At 56.0% G+C, this 17,373-nt stretch carries 15 protein-coding genes; 2 read left to right on the top strand and 13 right to left on the bottom strand.

What is annotated here, in order from left to right:
• Positions 1 to 2: 2 nt before the first annotated feature.
• Positions 3 to 485 carry a cold-shock protein gene (locus QZH36_RS16365; RefSeq protein WP_301730672.1) on the top strand — a complete coding sequence of 161 codons (483 nt, stop codon included), beginning with the start codon at positions 3 to 5 and terminating at the stop codon, positions 483 to 485.
• 125 nt (positions 486 to 610) lie between these two features.
• Here QZH36_RS16365 and mtnK read toward each other — a convergent pair whose 3' ends face one another.
• A complete protein-coding gene (mtnK, locus tag QZH36_RS16370) occupies positions 611 to 1,810 on the bottom strand; it encodes an S-methyl-5-thioribose kinase (RefSeq protein ID WP_301730673.1) in 1,200 nt (399 codons plus the stop codon).
• 124 nt (positions 1,811 to 1,934) lie between these two features.
• On the opposite strand from mtnK, the gene mtnA reads away from it, so the two are divergent.
• Positions 1,935 to 2,960 carry an S-methyl-5-thioribose-1-phosphate isomerase gene (gene mtnA, locus QZH36_RS16375; RefSeq protein WP_301251356.1) on the top strand — a complete coding sequence of 342 codons (1,026 nt, stop codon included), beginning with the start codon at positions 1,935 to 1,937 and terminating at the stop codon, positions 2,958 to 2,960.
• 255 nt (positions 2,961 to 3,215) lie between these two features.
• Here the strand turns inward: mtnA and QZH36_RS16380 are convergent, their stop codons facing one another.
• From QZH36_RS16380 to rseP, 12 genes are all read right to left on the bottom strand, one after another.
• Complete coding sequence (locus QZH36_RS16380; protein ID WP_301730674.1) at positions 3,216 to 3,656, bottom strand: hypothetical protein; 441 nt, start codon at positions 3,654 to 3,656, stop codon at positions 3,216 to 3,218.
• Positions 3,657 to 3,687: 31 nt separating this feature from the next.
• Positions 3,688 to 3,864: a hypothetical protein gene (locus tag QZH36_RS16385; protein ID WP_253455180.1), complete on the bottom strand. Its 177-nt coding sequence runs from the start codon at positions 3,862 to 3,864 to the stop codon at positions 3,688 to 3,690.
• Positions 3,865 to 4,227: 363 nt separating this feature from the next.
• A complete protein-coding gene (gene accA / locus QZH36_RS16390; protein WP_125289105.1) occupies positions 4,228 to 5,187 on the bottom strand; it encodes an acetyl-CoA carboxylase carboxyl transferase subunit alpha in 960 nt (319 codons plus the stop codon).
• 12 nt (positions 5,188 to 5,199) lie between these two features.
• Complete coding sequence (gene dnaE, locus QZH36_RS16395) at positions 5,200 to 8,682, bottom strand: DNA polymerase III subunit alpha (protein ID WP_301730675.1); 3,483 nt, start codon at positions 8,680 to 8,682, stop codon at positions 5,200 to 5,202.
• Positions 8,683 to 8,704: 22 nt separating this feature from the next.
• Positions 8,705 to 9,316, bottom strand: coding sequence for a ribonuclease HII (rnhB, locus tag QZH36_RS16400; protein ID WP_253455182.1), 612 nt, complete (start codon positions 9,314 to 9,316; stop codon positions 8,705 to 8,707).
• On the bottom strand, positions 9,316 to 10,455 hold the full coding sequence (lpxB, locus tag QZH36_RS16405; protein WP_253455183.1) for a lipid-A-disaccharide synthase: 1,140 nt from the start codon (positions 10,453 to 10,455) through the stop codon (positions 9,316 to 9,318). The genes rnhB and lpxB overlap by 1 nt, the downstream gene beginning before the upstream one ends.
• Positions 10,456 to 10,458: 3 nt before the next feature.
• Positions 10,459 to 11,247, bottom strand: coding sequence for an acyl-ACP--UDP-N-acetylglucosamine O-acyltransferase (lpxA, locus tag QZH36_RS16410; RefSeq protein ID WP_253455184.1), 789 nt, complete (start codon positions 11,245 to 11,247; stop codon positions 10,459 to 10,461).
• A 3-nt stretch (positions 11,248 to 11,250) separates the two neighbouring features.
• Positions 11,251 to 11,706, bottom strand: a complete 456-nt coding sequence (gene fabZ / locus QZH36_RS16415; RefSeq protein ID WP_024965665.1) for a 3-hydroxyacyl-ACP dehydratase FabZ — start codon at positions 11,704 to 11,706, stop codon at positions 11,251 to 11,253.
• Positions 11,707 to 11,877: 171 nt separating this feature from the next.
• Positions 11,878 to 12,900, bottom strand: coding sequence for a UDP-3-O-(3-hydroxymyristoyl)glucosamine N-acyltransferase (lpxD, locus tag QZH36_RS16420; RefSeq protein WP_301251359.1), 1,023 nt, complete (start codon positions 12,898 to 12,900; stop codon positions 11,878 to 11,880).
• A gap of 3 nt (positions 12,901 to 12,903) precedes the next feature.
• Positions 12,904 to 13,401, bottom strand: coding sequence for a molecular chaperone Skp (skp, locus tag QZH36_RS16425; protein WP_125289099.1), 498 nt, complete (start codon positions 13,399 to 13,401; stop codon positions 12,904 to 12,906).
• A gap of 160 nt (positions 13,402 to 13,561) precedes the next feature.
• Positions 13,562 to 15,964: an outer membrane protein assembly factor BamA gene (gene bamA / locus QZH36_RS16430; RefSeq protein WP_253455186.1), complete on the bottom strand. Its 2,403-nt coding sequence runs from the start codon at positions 15,962 to 15,964 to the stop codon at positions 13,562 to 13,564.
• A gap of 53 nt (positions 15,965 to 16,017) precedes the next feature.
• Complete coding sequence (rseP, locus tag QZH36_RS16435) at positions 16,018 to 17,367, bottom strand: sigma E protease regulator RseP (protein ID WP_253455187.1); 1,350 nt, start codon at positions 17,365 to 17,367, stop codon at positions 16,018 to 16,020.
• Positions 17,368 to 17,373: the final 6 nt, after the last annotated feature.

Raw genomic sequence — 17,373 nt, forward strand, 5'->3', positions numbered from 1 at the left:
TAATGGCGATGAACGGAACGATCACAACCTGGTTTAAAGATAAAGGCTTCGGATTTATCAAAGATGAAAACGGCGATAACCGTTATTTTCATGTGATTAAGGTCGCCAACCCAGACCTGATTAAAAAAGATGCGGCGGTAACTTTCGAGCCTACCACCAACAGCAAAGGGCTGTCAGCCTATGCGGTGAAAGTCGTCCCGGAAAGCAAATACATCTATATTGCAGGCGAGCGCCTGAAGCTCACCGCCATTAAAAATTACGTGGTGTTCAGCGAAGAAGTGCCGGTCGATGCCCGTATTGATAAAGAAAATCCGGTGCTTTCCGTGGGCGTATTGATGAGCAACATCCGGCCGAAATCATCGGTTAAGCCAGGAGAAATGCGTACGCTGAAAAAACTGGCGATCACCACCTTCCAGGGCACCACGCTGATCTTCTCGGAAGATGAAATTGATATCGATGCGACGGTGAAACTGCTCAAGATGTAAATTAAGCCAAAATCCCGCAGCGTTAGCGGGATCCCCGCCCCGCTGGCCGGCCCGAATGTTCAGTACAGGGCGCGGCTGGCGGGTTGGCACCATTTTATCGGGCCGAAACCGCCTTGCGTAACGCCTCAGCCGTTCTGGCGCACTCGCGCTATCAGCGCATCAATGTTTTCGACATGGTCGGCGGCCAGAATGAGCGTTCTGCCCAGCGTTATCGCCTGACGGACGCATTCCGCTTTCATCACTTCATCCTGAATCGTTTTGATATCGGCAACCTGCGACATGCCCACGGTACGACGGATCAGCTCTGTGCCGCAGTAGCCCAGCGTATCGCGCCAGACGTTTGCCAAAAATTCGGTGGCATACCCCGGATAAGCCAGCGCGCGATCCCGCGTTTTTTCGGCAGCCAGCGCCAGGAAACCTTCGGCAAAGCTCTGCCAGGTTGTACGCACGTCGTCCAGGCGCTTTTCCCGCGCGTCGGCCGCTTCACGCGGCGCCAGCAGGCCGGGCAGCGCGCAGTAGTTGATTAGTAAATTACCTAATGCGCTGCCAACGTCAAAACCCATCGGGCCGTAAAAGCCAAATTCCGCATCGATCACTTTCAGGCTGTTTTCAGCCACAAAAATCGACCCGCTGTGCACATCGCCGTGCAGCAGCGCTTCCGCATTCGACAGAAAACGATGCTTCAGCCCGGCAACCTTCTGGCGCAGCTCGTCATCGGTACGCAGCTGAGCGACCAGCGACTCCAGCGGGCGCGGATAGCCGTTGCGCTCATGCACTTCATACGGCTCGTTAAAGAAGAGCTCTTCGGTGATATCGCACAGCTCTGGGTTGGTAAAACGGATAACGTCCGCTTTTTTCTGATACGGATGCTGATAAAAGTCGGAGGTATGGAACAGCGTCTGCGCCAGATATTCGCCCAGTTGCGCGGCGGCCTGCGGATAATCAATGCCTTTCACCTGCTCACCGCGCCAGATAGCGTGGCTGGAAAGATCTTCCATCACCATTACCGCCAGCGCCGGATCGTAATGCAGAATTTTTACCGTATGCGCCGGACAAAACTGGCCGTGGATTTGCAGCACTTCTGCCTCAATGCGCGCGCGATCGAGCGTCAACGGCCAGGATTCACCCACGCAACGGACATAGGGGAGCGCCTGCTTAACGACGATGCGGCTGACGTCGTCACGATCGAAGATTTTAAAAACAAGGTTAAGATTACCGTCGCCAATTTCCTGCGAACTGACCAGGCTTTGTGGGTCGGCAATGCCGCCAAATTCACGGGCATATTCCACCGCATCAGCTGCGGTGAACGTACGGTATTGCGACATTAACTCCCCCTCCACGTTTTAACTTGTCTGCTGCCTTCTTTACCTCAAGCCGTTCAGACGTCTATACATCCGTCAGGCATGTTGGCACAATATGGCCTGACTACGCAACCAGGATTTAACCTTCATGCAGACACTAAGCACAACCAGCTTACAAGTTCGTGACAACCAGCTGTGGATCCTTGACCAGCAGGCGCTGCCGCAAAAGAAGATTTGGTGTCCAACGCCCGATGTGGCGGCGCTGGTCGAACATATTAAAACGCTGCGTGTACGCGGCGCGCCGCTGATTGGCCTTTCCGCCAGCCTGCTGCTGGCCCTGCTGGCGGAAAACGGTATGCCTAAACCGGCGCTGAGTGATGCGCTGGAAGTGCTGCGCGCCTCCCGCCCTACCGCCGTTAACCTGATGAACAATCTGGACAGGATGAAGCTGGCGCTGGCTCAGGAGCACTTTGTCACCGCGCTGACTTTTGAGGCGCTGCGGCTGGTAGCAGAAGATAAAGCGCTGTGTGACAGCATTGCGGCGGCAGGCGTGAAGCTAATCAAGCCCGGCAGCCGCCTGCTGACCCACTGTAACACCGGCGGTCTGGCGACGGCCGGCGTCGGCACCGCACTGGGCGTGATTGCGCGCGGCTGGCAGGAAGGCCGGGTGGAAAAGGTCTGGGTAGATGAGACGCGCCCACTGTTGCAGGGCGGCCGCCTGACGGCCTGGGAGCTGGGCGAACTGGGCGTGCCCTATCGGCTGATCTGCGACAGCATGGCGGCCAGCCTGATGGCGAAAAAACAGGTCGATGCCATCTGGGTTGGCGCGGATCGTATTGCCGCCAACGGCGACGTGGCGAACAAGATTGGCACCTACAGCCTGGCGGTGCTGGCGCACTACCACAATGTTCCCTTCTACGTGGCTGCGCCGCACACCACGCTTGATGCGCACTGCCCGAATGGGGACGCCATCCCGATCGAACAGCGAGCCGCCAGCGAAGTCACGGGCGTGACGGGCAGTTTCGGCCAGGTGCAGTGGGCGCCGGAAGATGCGCAGGTCTATAATCCGGCCTTTGACGTCACGCCAGCGGCGCTGATAAGCGGCTGGGTGCTGGATACGGGCGTAGTCACGCCAGCCCAGGTTGAGGCAGGGGTTTTTCAGGCGGTGGATTGAGAGGCATAAACAAGAGCCTGTACGATGAAAAGTGGCTGGATTGCAAAATCTGTCGTTTCCAGGTTGTGCAACTCAAAGCGCTTTTATTAAAGCGAGGCTCTTTTCTTTTACGAACCTTGCCCTTAACACAAAGGGCTTTATTACCCAAATACAGCCCCAGCTTCACATACAGGAAAATAATACAACATTGAAGCCGTTAATCGCTCAGCGCTGAAGCTTTTCAACCTGTACCGTTAACTTTTAATTATCTGCGGCTTACTCCTCGCAGGAAAAAAACGGATTTTCGCCCCAATCTGAAGCGAGGAAAGGTATGTGCCTCCTTGAATAGCCAATAATAGTTATTTGTGTATCGCTTTTTCTTATATAGTGAATGCATTCATCGGAAGCCATGCCGTTTGGATTAAATCTTAAATCGACAGTCAGCCCTTTGAAGGTTTCTTCATACCACGTTGGGCCACAGTGATAGTGCCAATAATTTTGCTCTTCATAGCCATCTGAACCAGCGATTTTTTCATAATTATCGTTGACCCATGATGGTTTATTCTTTCCTTTCAGAGCGCGGCCTTCACCAATATCTATTGCAAACCTGGCGATTGTCCTTTGTTCGTCAGGAGTCAGATATATCCAGTCAGTTGAAAAAGGCTCATCTAAACTGCCAGGATTGAACTCATCGGAAAGAGTGGCCTGGATTTTCACAAGTCGTCCTTACTTGTTATCGATATAGTGACTACCGCTGCTTGCGATTAGCCGCAGACAGAAAATCCTCTACCGTCATGCCTGGTTTATAGCTGACGCTCTTGCCAGGCGTAGTTTTACCACGGTTAAGAATGGCCTTACCTATTTTATCCCAACACTGATGCGCTTCTTCCTCACGCGCCATACGCTTTAGTTCCTGAACATGCATACTATGCTCCACTCCACCAGATTGCTTTGCGATGGTGTTTTTTAACGACATCGCCAGTGTACGTCTTTTAACCACTTCCGGGCAAAGAGAAACTGTCAGCAATAATGCTAGGCGCCTTCCAAAACTTTAACGTTTTCCCGAGCCAGGTTAATCAGTCCAGATTACGAGCGTTCGGGGGATGAGCTCAATTCGTACGGCCCTGAACCAGTTTTGTACCCGCTGTTACGGCAATGCCATCCCGTAATCTGTTAATCTCGCTGGCCCTTTGCTGCGTCCAATAAAAAAGCGGGCCCTGAACGCTCCGCTGCCTTAACTCAGACAACGCATTGTTCAGAACCCGCTCTTTCCGCGATCGGACAGCTATCAGGCGTAGCCGTAGCTCATCAGACGCTGATAGCGACGATCCAGCAGCTCTTCTTTGCTTAGCTCGTCCAGCTCGGCCAAATCGGCCAGCAGCTGTGCCTTCATCGAAGCGCCAATCGCCAGCGGATCGCGGTGCGCGCCGCCCAGCGGCTCCGGGATCACCGAATCGATCAGCTTCAGCTCTTTCAAACGCGGAGCGATAATGCCCATCGCTTCTGCGGCCAGCGGCGCTTTATCCGCGCTTTTCCACAGAATTGACGCACAGCCTTCCGGCGAAATCACCGAGTAGGTGCTGTACTGCAGCATATTCACTTTGTCGCCGACGCCAATCGCCAGCGCGCCGCCGGAGCCGCCCTCACCGATAACGGTACAGATAACCGGAACGGTCAGGCCAGACATCTCACGCAGGTTACGTGCGATAGCCTCAGACTGCCCGCGCTCTTCCGCGCCCACGCCCGGATAAGCGCCCGGCGTATCGATAAAGGTCACGATCGGCATATTAAAACGCTCGGCCATTTCCATCAGGCGCAGCGCCTTACGGTAACCTTCCGGCGCCGGCATGCCAAAGTTACGACGGATCTTCTCTTTGGTCTCGCGGCCTTTCTGATGACCGATGATCATCACCGGACGGCCTTCCAGGCGAGCAATGCCGCCGACGATAGCTTTGTCGTCCGCGTAAGCGCGATCGCCAGCCAGCTCGTCGAAATCGGTAAAGACATTACGGACATAGTCCAGCGTATAAGGACGCAAAGGATGACGCGCCAGCTGCGCGATCTGCCATGCACCTAAATCGGAGAAGATTTTCCGGGTCAGCTCGACGCTTTTTTCGCGCAGACGCTGGATCTCTTCATCCAGGTTAATATCCAGTTTTTCATCCTGACGGCCAACCGACTTCAGCGAGTCAATTTTCGCTTCAAGTTCTGCGATTGGCTGTTCGAAATCCAGGTAATTAAGACTCATAATATTCCTGTTTTAGTCAAACTCCAGTTCCACCTGCTCCGACCCGATCAGCGATCGCAGGTCGTTTAATAAACGATCGCTGGGCGATACGCGCCACGCTGCACCGAAGCGCAGCCTCGCCCGCGCATCCTCTCTCTGATAGTAGAGATGAACCGGAATAGTCCCCGAACGATAAGGTTCCAGGGATTGGCGGAGACGGTTTAAAAGCTGGTCATCAATTTGCCTGTCCGTCAGCGAGATAGCAAGCCCGCGAGCATATTTTTCACGGGCTTCATCAATGTCCATCACATCGCGAGCGGTCATTTTAAGCCCGCCGCTGAAGTCATCGAAGCTGACCTGTCCGCTGACGATCAGGATACGGTCTTTTTCCAGCAAATGCTGGAACTTATCAAGTGCATCGGTGAATAACATCACTTCCAGACGACCGGATCGGTCGTCCAGCGTACAAATACCGATACGGTTTCCGCGTTTTGTTACCATTACGCGAGCCGCCACCACCAGACCGACGGCCATGGTCATTTTGCCACGTTCGGTCGGGTGCATGTCTTTCAGGCGCATTCCTCCCACGTAGCGCTCGATCTCTTTCAGATACTGATTAATCGGGTGCCCGGTTAAGTAAAGCCCTAAGGTTTCTCTTTCGCCATCCAGCCTGACCTGCTCTGGCCACGGCGTCACGTCGGCGTAAGATTTTTCAATCTGTTCCGGCTCATCGGCCAGCACGCCGAACATATCCGCCTGGCCAATGGCCTCGGCTTTGGCGTGTTGATCCGCCGCTTTCAGCGCATCGTTCAGCGCGCTCATCAGGGCCGCACGGTGTGGCCCAAGCCGGTCGAACGCGCCGGACATAATCAGCTTTTCCAGCACGCGCCGGTTAAGCTTTTTGGTATCGGTACGCGCGCAAAGATCGAACAGTTCCCGGAAGTAGCCGTCCTTATTACGCGCTTCCAGAATCGCTTCGATCGGGCCTTCGCCCACGCCTTTGATTGCGCCGATACCATAAACGATTTCGCCATCGTCATTCACGTGGAACGGATACAGCCCGGCGTTGATATCCGGCGGCAGGACTTTCAGCCCCATCCGCCAGCATTCGTCCACCAGGCCAACCACCTTCTCGGTGTTATCCATATCGGCCGTCATTACCGCCGCCATAAACTCGGCCGGATAGTGCGCCTTCAGCCACAGCGTCTGGTAGGAAACCAGCGCGTAAGCGGCGGAGTGCGACTTGTTAAAGCCGTAACCGGCGAACTTCTCCACCAGGTCGAAGATTTTTATCGCCAGCTCGCCGTCGATGCCGCGCGCTTTCGCGCCGTCTTCAAAGCCGCCGCGCTGTTTGGCCATTTCGACCGGGTTCTTTTTACCCATCGCACGACGCAGCATATCCGCGCCGCCGAGGCTGTAGCCCGCCAGCACCTGCGCAATCTGCATCACCTGTTCCTGATACAGGATAATGCCATAGGTCGGTTCCAGCACCGGCTTCAGCGACTCATGCTGCCACTGAATGTCAGGATAGGAAATCGCTTCGCGCCCGTGCTTACGGTCGATAAAGTTATCTACCATGCCCGACTGAAGGGGGCCAGGGCGGAACAGCGCCACCAGTGCGATCATATCTTCAAAGCAGTCCGGCTTCAGACGCTTGATCAGATCCTTCATGCCGCGCGATTCAAGCTGGAACACCGCCGTGGTTTCCGAGCGCTGTAGCATATCGAAACTTTTCTTGTCATCAAGCGGAATCGCCGCGATATCGACAGGCGGCTCGCCGTGCTTCTTGCGACGGGCGTTAATCATCGCCAGCGCCCAGTCGATAATGGTCAGCGTACGCAGCCCCAGGAAGTCAAACTTCACCAGACCGGCGTATTCCACGTCGTTCTTGTCGAACTGGGTAACCGGATGGTTGCCGTTTTCGTCGCAGTAGAGCGGCGCAAAGTCGGTGATTTGCGTAGGCGCAATCACCACGCCCCCCGCATGTTTACCGGCGTTACGCGTGACGCCTTCCAGCTTGCGCGCCATATCGATCAGCGCTTTGACTTCCTCGTCCGCCTCGTAAATTTCCGGCAGCTGCGGCTCGGCCGCAAAAGCTTTTTCCAGCGTCATGCCCGGATCGGGCGGCACCAGTTTAGAGATACGATCGACGAAGCCGTAAGGATGCCCCAGCACGCGGCCCACGTCGCGGATCACCGCTTTCGCCGCCATCGTACCAAAGGTGATAATCTGCGAAACCGCCTTGCGGCCGTACATTTCGGCCACGTGCTCAATGACCAGATCGCGTTTTTCCATGCAGAAGTCGACGTCAAAGTCGGGCATGGAAACACGTTCCGGGTTAAGGAAGCGTTCGAACAGCAGGTCGAATTCCAGCGGATCGAGGTCGGTGATTTTCAGCGCATAGGCCACCAGCGAACCGGCGCCGGAACCACGGCCCGGCCCGACCGGCACGTTGTTATCCTTCGACCACTGGATAAACTCCATCACGATCAGGAAGTAGCCGGGGAAACCCATCTGGTTGATAACGTTCAGCTCGATTTCGAGGCGCTCGTCATATGCCGGCCTTTTTTGCGCGCGCACTTCCGGGTCCGGGAACAGAAACTCCAGCCGCTCTTCCAGCCCCTCTTTCGATTTCATCACCAGGAAATCTTCGGTGGTCATATCGCCGGTCGGGAACTGCGGCAGGAAGTATTCGCCCAGGCGAATAGTCACGTTACAACGCTTAGCAATTTCCACGCTGTTCGCCAGCGCTTCCGGGATGTCCGAGAACAGCTCGCACATCTCATCAACGCTGCGCAGATATTGCTGAGGACTGTAGAGGCGTGGCCGTTTGGGATCGTCCAGCGTGAAGCCGTCGTGGATGGCTACGCGGATTTCATGCGCGTCAAAATCGTCCTCTTCCAGGAAGCAGACTTCATTGGTCGCCACAACCGGAATACCTTCGGCCGTGGCCAGCTCAACGGCGGCGTGCAGCCAGGATTCTTCGTCAGGTCGACCGGTGCGGATCAGCTCCAGATAGTAACGATTGGGGAAATATTGCTTGTAGAACGCCAGGCATTCGGCCACCTGCGTCTGGTTGCCGCGCAGCTGCATTTTGCCAACGTCGCCCCGACGACCGCCGGAAAGCAGGATCAGGCCTTCGTTCAGCTCAATCAGCCAGTCGCGATCGATGGTCGGGCCGGCCGCGCCATAGCCGCGCTGATAGGCGCGTGAAATCAGCAGGGTAAGATTCTGGTAGCCGGTATTGGTCGCGGCCAGCACGGTCAGCTGCGACAGCTCTTCGCCCATCGCCTCGCTGGCAACGTTAAAGTCCGCGCCGATAATCGGCTTCATGCCCTGACCGTGTGCCGTGCCATAAAACTTCACCAGCCCGCAAAGGTTGGTGAAGTCCGTAATGGCTATGGCGGGCATACCCATCGCCGCCGCTTTTTTCACCAGCGGGGCAGTCTTGGCTAATCCATCCACCATGGAGTAGTCGCTGTGTACGCGTAAATGAACAAAACGAGGTTCGGCCATCTTTAATCCTGCTGAAAACTTGTTATCGGGCCGCAGCGAGCACTTCGGCATCCAGCAGCGCATTGCGCACCGGCGCGAAGCTGCGGCGATGATGTGGCGTAGCGCCGTGCAGCGCCAGCCGCTCCATATGCAGCGCCGTTGGGTAGCCCTTATGCTGGGCGAAGCCATACTGCGGGAACAGGAGATCCAGCTCTGCCATTTCTTTATCGCGCGTCACTTTGGCGATAATCGACGCGGCGCTGATTTCCGCCACCAGGCTGTCGCCTTTGACCACCGCCTGCGCGGGCATCGGCAGCGCCGGACAGCGGTTGCCGTCGATCAGCACGAAATCCGGCACGATCGCCAGGCCCGCCACGGCGCGCTGCATCGCCAGCATGGTGGCGTGCAGAATATTCAGCTGGTCGATTTCTTCCGGTTCCGCGCGGCCCAGGCTCCAGCTTAACGCCTTCTCTTTGATCTCATCGAACAGCGCCAGACGGCGTTTTTCCGACAGCTTCTTCGAGTCGGCCAGGCCAACGATCGGTTTTGCCGGGTCAAGGATAACCGCAGCGGTCACGACCGCGCCGACTAACGGGCCGCGGCCTACTTCATCCACGCCAGCAATCAGGCTGGCCTGGGGATAGATAAAACTCATTAACACAGCTCCAGTACGGCGGCGGCGGCCTGCTCGTCGGCATTCCAGCGAATTTGGTGATGCAGTTCGGTAAAGGTCGCCAGCAGGCGATCGCGGGTTTCGCCCTGCGCCAGCAGCGGTTCCAGCGCGGCCGCCAGCTGTGCCGGCTGGCACTCATCCTGCAACAGCTCTTTCACCAGCTCGCGGCCGGCTAACAGATTTGGCAGCGAGACGTAGTCGGTTTTCACCAGGCGCTTCGCCAGCCAGAAGGTAAAAGGCTTCATGCGGTAGCCTACCACCATCGGGCATTTCGCCAGCATACACTCCAGCGCGGCCGTGCCGGAAGCGAGCAGCGCCGCATCGCTGGCGATCATCGCCTGACGGCCTTTGCCATCCAGCAGATGCATTGGCAAATCGGGCGCGACTTCCGCTTTTATCTTTTCGAACTGCTCGCGACGCCGTGGATTCACCAGCGGCACCACGATTTCAAGATTGGGCCATTTGGCGCGCAGCAGCTCTGCGGTGCGCAGAAAATCGGCGCTGAGCATTTCTACTTCTGCATTGCGGCTGCCCGGCAGCAGCGCCAGGCAGGGCACCCCTTCCGCAATACCCAGCTCCAGCCGCGCGGCGCGCTTGTCCGGCTCGATCGGCATCGCATCGGCCATTGTATGACCAATAAAGCGACAGGGAACGTTATAGCGATCGTAAAAGGCTTTTTCAAACGGTAAAAACGCCAGCACCAGATCGGTCGAGCGACCAATTTTGAAGACGCGCTTCTGTCGCCACGCCCATACGGACGGACTAACGTAGTGGATGGTGCGGATCCCGCGCTGCTTCAGGCGCCCTTCCAGCGTAATGTTGAAGTCCGGCGCATCAATGCCGACAAAGACATCCGGTTTAAGCTCGCTGAAGCGCTGCGTCAGATCGCGGCGGATCTTCAGCAGGCGCGGCAGGCGTTCCAGCACTTCAACGACGCCCATCACCGCCAGCTCTTCCATCTCGTACCAGGCTTCGCAGCCTTCAGCCTGCATCAGCGGCCCGGCTACGCCGACAAAGCGCGTATCTGGGTGCTTGCTCTTCAGGGCACGGATCAAGCCGGCACCAAGAATATCGCCGGAGGTTTCTCCGGCGACGAGGGCTATCGTTAATGGCTGAGGCATGGCTTAACGGATCAAACCCCGGGTAGAACGGGCGAAGAAATCGAAGAACGGCTGCACTTCAGGATGCTCGCGAGCGATGTCGGCGATTTCCGGCTTCGCTTCGTCCAGCGTTTTACCGCTGCGGTAAAGTACCTTATAGGCGTTGCGGATCGCGTGCAGTGCTTCTTTACTGAAGCCGCGACGCTGCAGGCCTACCAGGTTAATGCCGAACGGCGTGGCGTGGTTGCCCTGCGCGATCACGAAAGGCGGAACGTCCTGGGCAACGCCGGAACAGCCGCCGACCATCACGTGCGCGCCGATGATGCAGAATTGATGAACGGCTGTCATCCCGCCAATAATGGCAAAGTCATCCACGGTGACGTGACCGCCAAGCGTAGCGTTATTGGCGAGAATGCAGCGATCGCCAATTACGCAGTCGTGCGCAACGTGCACGTTAACCATCAGCAGGTTATCGCTGCCGACTTTGGTCAGGCCGTCCGCCTGCGAGGTGCCGCGATGGATGGTGACGCTTTCGCGGATGCTGTTGCGATCGCCAACTTCCACGCGGGTCGGTTCGCCAGCATACTTCAGATCCTGGTTGACCTCGCCGATGGACGCAAACTGGTAAATCGTGTTGTCTTTACCAATCTTCGTATGCCCATTGACCACCACGTGCGATTTCAGCACGGTGCCTTCGCCAATCTCAACGTTAGCGCCTATAAAGCAAAACGGGCCAATATGCACGCGAGCGCCAATGACGGCGCCCTCTTCAATCACTGAACTGGGGTGGATAACAGCAGTTTCATCAATCACGAATTACGCCTCCCGGCTGCGCGCACACATCATGGTTGCTTCGCAGACAATTTTACCGTCAACGGTCGCCACGCCTTTAAAGCGGGTCAGACCACGGCGGGTTTTCTCGAAGGTGACTTCCATAATCATCTGATCGCCCGGTACGACCGGACGCTTGAAGCGAGCTTCATCGATGCCGGCAAAATAGTACAGCTCGCCCGGCTCAAGTTTGCCCACGCTTTTAAACGCCAGAATACCGGTCGCCTGCGCCATGGCTTCTAAAATCAGCACGCCTGGAAAAATCGGTTTACCAGGGAAATGGCCCTGGAAAAACGGTTCGTTGACCGATACGTTTTTTACCGCACGCAGAAACTTATGTTCCTCAAATTCCAATACGCGATCGACCAGCAGAAACGGATAGCGGTGCGGCAGCAGTTCAATAATCTCTTCAATTTTCAGAGTATGAGTTTCAGTAGTCAAAATACTCTTCCTGTCCTAAAAATTCTGATGGCATCAATAACACGGCCTGCAACGAGAGCATCGTCCGCAGGCCGCAAATCAGTTTCCGTGCACCAGCCTTCCATGCTTAGCATTCTTTTTATATTCCACAAGGTGCAGCGGAATAGTGAAGGCGGTTCAACAACCAGACGCTCATTCCGCGCTGACTTTACGCTCAACAGCTTTTAAGCGCTTGCTCATCTCATCGATGTTCATGACCAGCGCGGCGGTTTTACGCCAGTTTTTATTCGGTTGCAGCGGGATCCCGGACGAGTATACCCCAGGTTGGGTGATTGGTCGCATAACCATTCCCATCCCCGTGACCGTCACTTTGTCACAAATTTCCATGTGGCCGTTGATCACGCTGGCGCCGCCAATCATGCAGTAGCGGCCGATTTTCAGGCTGCCCGCCATGATTACGCCGCCTGCTACCGCGGTATTGTCGCCAATCACCACGTTGTGTGCAATCTGGCACTGGTTGTCAATGATAACACCATTCCCAATCTGAGTGTTATCCAACGCGCCGCGATCGATAGTGGTACAGGCGCCAATTTCAACGCGATCGCCGATAATGACCGTACCCAGCTGCGGTATTTTCACCCAGTTGCCGCGATCGTTCGCGTAACCAAAGCCGTCCGCGCCAATAACGGTGCCGGACTGGATCAGGCAATTTTCGCCGATCTGTACTTCGTGATAGACGGAAACGTTGGCCCACAGGCGCGTACCCGCGCCAATACGGGTGTTTTTACCGATAAAGCAGCCGGCGCCAATCACCACGTTATCGCCCAGCTCTACGCCGGATTCGATAACGGCGTTCGCGCCGACGGAAACATTTTTACCCAGCTTCGCCGTAGCGTCGATAACTGCGCCTGGCGCAATATTCGTCGCTGGCTGCGGCGTGGTGTCCAGAATCTGCGCCATACGCGCATAGGTCAGGTAGGGGTCTTTCACCACCAGAGCGGCGCTCTGGCAAAATTCTACGTCCGCCGCCTGCAGCACCACGGCGGAAGCCTTACAGGCTGCCAGCTGTTCGCGATAGCGGCTGTTGGAAAGAAAGGTGATTTGACCGGATTGGGCGGATTGCATAGAAGCAATGCCGGAGATGACGATATCGCCATCTCCGTGCAAATCTGCATCCAACTGCTGGGCTAAATCAGCCAGTCGAATTGAAGACATTGATTATTTAACCTGTTTCAGAACATCAGCAGTGATGTCTTTGGATGAGCTGGCGTAAGCCACGGCGTTGGCATCGACCACGACGTCGTAACCTTCGTCAGCCGCGACTTTTTTCACTGCATCCTGAATACGGCTCAGGATTTTGTTACGCTCTTCTGCCTGACGGCGACGGTTATCCTGCTCGAAAGCCTGGGCTTTGCTGGAGAAGGTTTCACGCTGCGCCATCACGTCTTTTTCCAGACGGCTGCGCTCGCTTGCTTTCATGGTAGAACCGTCACGCTGCAGACGCTGCATTTTGGTTTGCAGATCGCGTTCCATTCCCTGCAGTTCAGTCGCACGGCCTTTAAACTCATTTTCAAGCTGTTTCGCAACTGTCGCACGCGCCGGTAACTGTTGGAAAATGCTGGAAACGTTTACCACTGCAATCTTGTCAGCGGCCTGAGCGCCGGCGGAAACCGCCAGAGCGAGAGAGAGGCCTGCGGCACACAACAACTTTTTCACTATAAACTCCTTACCATCAACGTTTGTGTCCAGGACACATGTGTTGCGCGTTAAGGCAGCGCGAGGCTGCCAGTGAACGGCGCGATACTCGCGGTATGACACCGCGAGCGTTGAGAAAAGTCAGACAGCGCTTTTCTCAAAGTTTGCAAAGCGTAGCAGCTTACCAGGTTTTACCGATATTAAACTGGAACTGTTCGGCTTTATCACCATCATATTTCTTGAACGGCTGAGCGTATGAGAACACCAGCGGCCCCAGTGGTGACATCCACTGCAGCGCCAGACCGGCCGACATACGAATATTGCTCGGCTCGCTGTAGTCCGGAATGCCTGCCGCGCGCGTTTCTGCGGTGTTTTCCCATGCGGTATCCCACACGGTACCGGCATCGACGAACAGCGAGGTACGCACGGAATTCGCATATTTCTCGCTAAGGAACGGCGTTGGCGTGATCAGCTCGGCGCTGGCTGTTGCCATCGCATTACCGCCGACCGCATCGTTGGAATCACACAGCGTTCCCGTTGAGCAGGTGCTGGAGTTGTTATTGTAGTAAGCCGCCTTCGGACCAATGGTGTTGGAGCGGAAACCACGTACGGTGCTTGAGCCACCCGCATAGAAGTTTTCGTAGAACGGCAGTTCTTTGCCGCTCAGTCCATCACCATAGCCTACACGACCACGACCCAACAGCACCCAGGTACGATCCTGATTCAGCGGCAGATACTGCTGCGTATCCAGCGTCGCTTTATAGAAGGCGTTGTCCGAGCCTGGAATGGTGATTTTACCATTCAGGTTGGTACGGTTACCCGAGGTTGGGAAGAAGCCGCGGTCCAGCGTGTTGTACGTCCAGCCGTAGTTGAACGTGAAGTCGTCTGCGGAATAGTCAGCGTCTTTGTTCAGATCCGGGTTCTGATCCACGGAGCGCAGATAACGGAACATGGCGATCTGCGGCTGCATGTTGGACAGGTCGTTATGGACATAGCCCAGACCCACGCGCAGCGTGTTGTTCTCGTTAACCGGGAAGCCCAGCGTGCCGTCCAGACCATAGCTTCTGTTGGTATAGTCAGACAGATCCGCGTCATCCGCTTTAAAGTCGTTATAGAAGACACGACCGCCCAGGCTGACGCCGTCGACCGTAAAGTACGGATCGGTCAGCGAGAATTCAGCATAGGTCTGATAATCGTTTTTGGTGCCGCTGATGCCGACGGTATTACCCGTGCCCAGCCAGTTTTCCTGCGTAACGCCGACCTGGAAGCTGACGCCGCTTTCCGTACCGTAACCCACGCCGAAGTTAAAGGTACCGGTGTTGCGCTCTTTGACCTTGTAGACCACGTCTACCTGATCGGGTGCGCCAGGCACGCGCTGCGTATCGGTTTCCACCGTTTCAAAGTAGCCGGTACGATTCAGACGCTCTTTGCCCTGCTCGACCAGATCGCTACCCAGCCACGCGCCTTCCATCTGACGCATTTCGCGACGCAGTACGGAATCTTTCGAGGTATCGTTGCCTTCAAAACGCACTTTACGCACGTAGTAACGGTTGCCCGCATCCACGTTAACGTGCAGCTTCACGGTTTTATCCGCGTCGTTGATTTCCGGCTGCGTCATCACGCGAGGATAGGCATAGCCGTAGCGACCGAACATCTTCTTGATGTCGTCTTCCATTTTGGTGACTTTGGCACCGTTATAGAGTTCGCCCGGCTGAATTTTGGACAGGGATTCAACTTCCGCCGAGTGTCCTGCCATGCTGCCGTTCACCACTACGCCGGAAAGCTTGTACTGATCGCCTTCGTTAATATTGATGGTGATATAAATGCCTTTTTTATCCGGCGTCAGGCTGACCTGGGTGGAGTCGATATTAAAGCGCGCATAGCCACGATCCAGATAGAAGCTGCGCAGGGTTTCCAGGTCGCCCGCCAGTTTCTGCTTCTGATATTTACGGTCGCCGACCAGGTTCCACCATGGCACTTCATCACGCAGCTGGAAGCGCGAGATCAGCTCGTCCGAGCTGAAGGCTTTATTGCCGACCACGTTGATCTGCTGAATTTTCGCAGACACGCCTTCGGTAAAGACCAGCTTCAGATCGACGCGGTTACGCGGCAGCGGCGTAACAACGGCCTTAACGCTGGCGCTGTATTTACCGACGCTGTAGTAGAAATCCTCCAGCCCTTTCTCAATAGTCGAGATAGTGGTGCGGTCCAGGGCTTCGCCCACCCGCACCCCGGACGCTTCCAGGTTCTGCTTGAGCATGTCATCCTTCACCGCTTTGTTACCGGAGAAGGTGATGCTGGCAATGGTCGGACGCTCTTTCACCTGAACGATCAGCGTATTGCCGTCGCGCAGAACCTGAACATCTTCGAAGTTCCCGGTCGCAAAAAGGGCGCGGATGGTATTACTGAGATCATCATCGGAGACGGTATCTCCTACGCGGACAGGCATACTGAGCAATGCCGCCCCGACGGCGACTCGCTGCAGGCCTTCGAAATGGATATCCTTCACCACGAAGCCGTCTGCCGCGTATACGGTGGCGCTGCTAAACAGCAGCGACGCTATGAGCAACTTTTTCATCGCCATCGTTGTTATGCATTCTTCCTAACTGGTTCTCGCATCAGGCAGGTTTGACCCTGTCAGAGACGCGAGAAATCATTGAATAGTGCAAGCCCCATTAACAGCACCAGCAAAACCGAGCCAATGCGATAACTGAAGTCCTGAACTCGCTCAGACACCGGCCCACCTTTGATCTTTTCGATCGCCAGAAACAGCAAATGTCCACCATCTAATACCGGCAAGGGGAACAGATTGATAATCCCGAGATTCACGCTGATTAGCGCAAGAAACATCAGGTAATAAATCAAGCCATATTCCGCCGACATCCCAGCACCCTGGGCGATAGAAATCGGCCCGCTGAGATTGTTCAACTTCACTTCGCCAACTATCAGCTTGCCCAGCATCGTCACCGTCAGCTTCATCAGCTGCCAGGTTTTGACGCTGGCCTCGCCAACGGCCGCAAACGGCCCATACTGGCGAACCGTTTTGTATTCGTCCGGCAGCGGAACGATGCGTGGGATCACGCCCGCAAACCCTTCCGCTTTGTTGCCCGGCTTAACATCCGGCGTCAGCGTCAGGGCCACTGATGCACCCTGTCGCTCAACTTCAACCGCCAGCGGCCTGCCGGGATTATCGCGAACCTCGGCGACAAACTGCTGCCACTGCGCCAACGGCTGACCCCCGACTTTAACGATCCTGTCGCCTGCTTGCAAACCTGCTCTGGCCGCAGCGGAGCCGGACTGGATTTCTGCCAGCACGGTTTCGACCTGCGGACCGCGAGGATGAATGCCCAGCGACGCGACCGGATCCTCTCTGTCAGGCGCGAAATGCCAGTTACGCAAATCAAGCCGGACATCCTGAACCTGGCTGGTGCCGAAAGGCGCCACGCTGAGCGTAGTCTGCTGGTCGCCAATTTTCGCTACCAGCGCCATCCGCACAGCTTCCCAGTCAGGCGTTTCGATACCGTCAACGGCCTTAAGTTCCATTCCAGGCGCAATTTGCGCCTCGGCAGCCTGCGAACCGCTCACTATTTCACCAACCACCGGCCGTACGCCAGGCACGCCGATGATAAAAACCAGCCAGTAAGCAAAGATGGCAAACAGGAAATTAGCCAGCGGGCCGGCGCTGATAATAGCGGCGCGCTGCGCGACGGTTTTATTATTAAAGGAGAGATGGCGAAGCTCCGGCGGCACGCTTTCGACGCGTTCGTCGAGCATTTTAACATAGCCGCCCAGCGGGATCAGCGCGATAACATACTCGGTGCCCTGGCTGTCGCGACGTCGCCACAGCGCCTTGCCAAAGCCGACAGAAAAGCGTTCGACTTTGACACCGCAGCGGCGCGCCACCCAGAAATGGCCAAATTCATGCACGGTGATCAGAATGCCCAGCGCAACGATAAAGGCCCCAAGGCTCCAGAGTATACTCAACATAACGTC

The sequence above is a fragment of the Erwinia wuhanensis genome, from assembly GCF_030484085.1.
Taxonomy (GTDB): domain Bacteria; phylum Pseudomonadota; class Gammaproteobacteria; order Enterobacterales; family Enterobacteriaceae; genus Erwinia; species Erwinia aeris.

Bases quoted from the DNA above. Each gene is read 5' to 3' on its own strand.
- dnaE (WP_301730675.1), bottom strand. From the start codon at position 8,682: ATGGCCGAACCTCGTTTTGTTCATTTACGCGTACACAGCGACTACTCC.
- accA (WP_125289105.1), bottom strand. From the start codon at position 5,187: ATGAGTCTTAATTACCTGGATTTCGAACAGCCAATCGCAGAACTTGAA.
- mtnK (WP_301730673.1), bottom strand. From the start codon at position 1,810: ATGTCGCAATACCGTACGTTCACCGCAGCTGATGCGGTGGAATATGCC.
- lpxD (WP_301251359.1), bottom strand. From the start codon at position 12,900: ATGTCTTCAATTCGACTGGCTGATTTAGCCCAGCAGTTGGATGCAGAT.
- bamA (WP_253455186.1), bottom strand. From the start codon at position 15,964: ATGGCGATGAAAAAGTTGCTCATAGCGTCGCTGCTGTTTAGCAGCGCC.
- QZH36_RS16365 (WP_301730672.1), top strand. From the start codon at position 3: ATGGCGATGAACGGAACGATCACAACCTGGTTTAAAGATAAAGGCTTC.
- QZH36_RS16385 (WP_253455180.1), bottom strand. From the start codon at position 3,864: ATGCATGTTCAGGAACTAAAGCGTATGGCGCGTGAGGAAGAAGCGCAT.
- rnhB (WP_253455182.1), bottom strand. From the start codon at position 9,316: ATGAGTTTTATCTATCCCCAGGCCAGCCTGATTGCTGGCGTGGATGAA.
- lpxB (WP_253455183.1), bottom strand. From the start codon at position 10,455: ATGCCTCAGCCATTAACGATAGCCCTCGTCGCCGGAGAAACCTCCGGC.
- mtnA (WP_301251356.1), top strand. From the start codon at position 1,935: ATGCAGACACTAAGCACAACCAGCTTACAAGTTCGTGACAACCAGCTG.
- rseP (WP_253455187.1), bottom strand. From the start codon at position 17,367: ATGTTGAGTATACTCTGGAGCCTTGGGGCCTTTATCGTTGCGCTGGGC.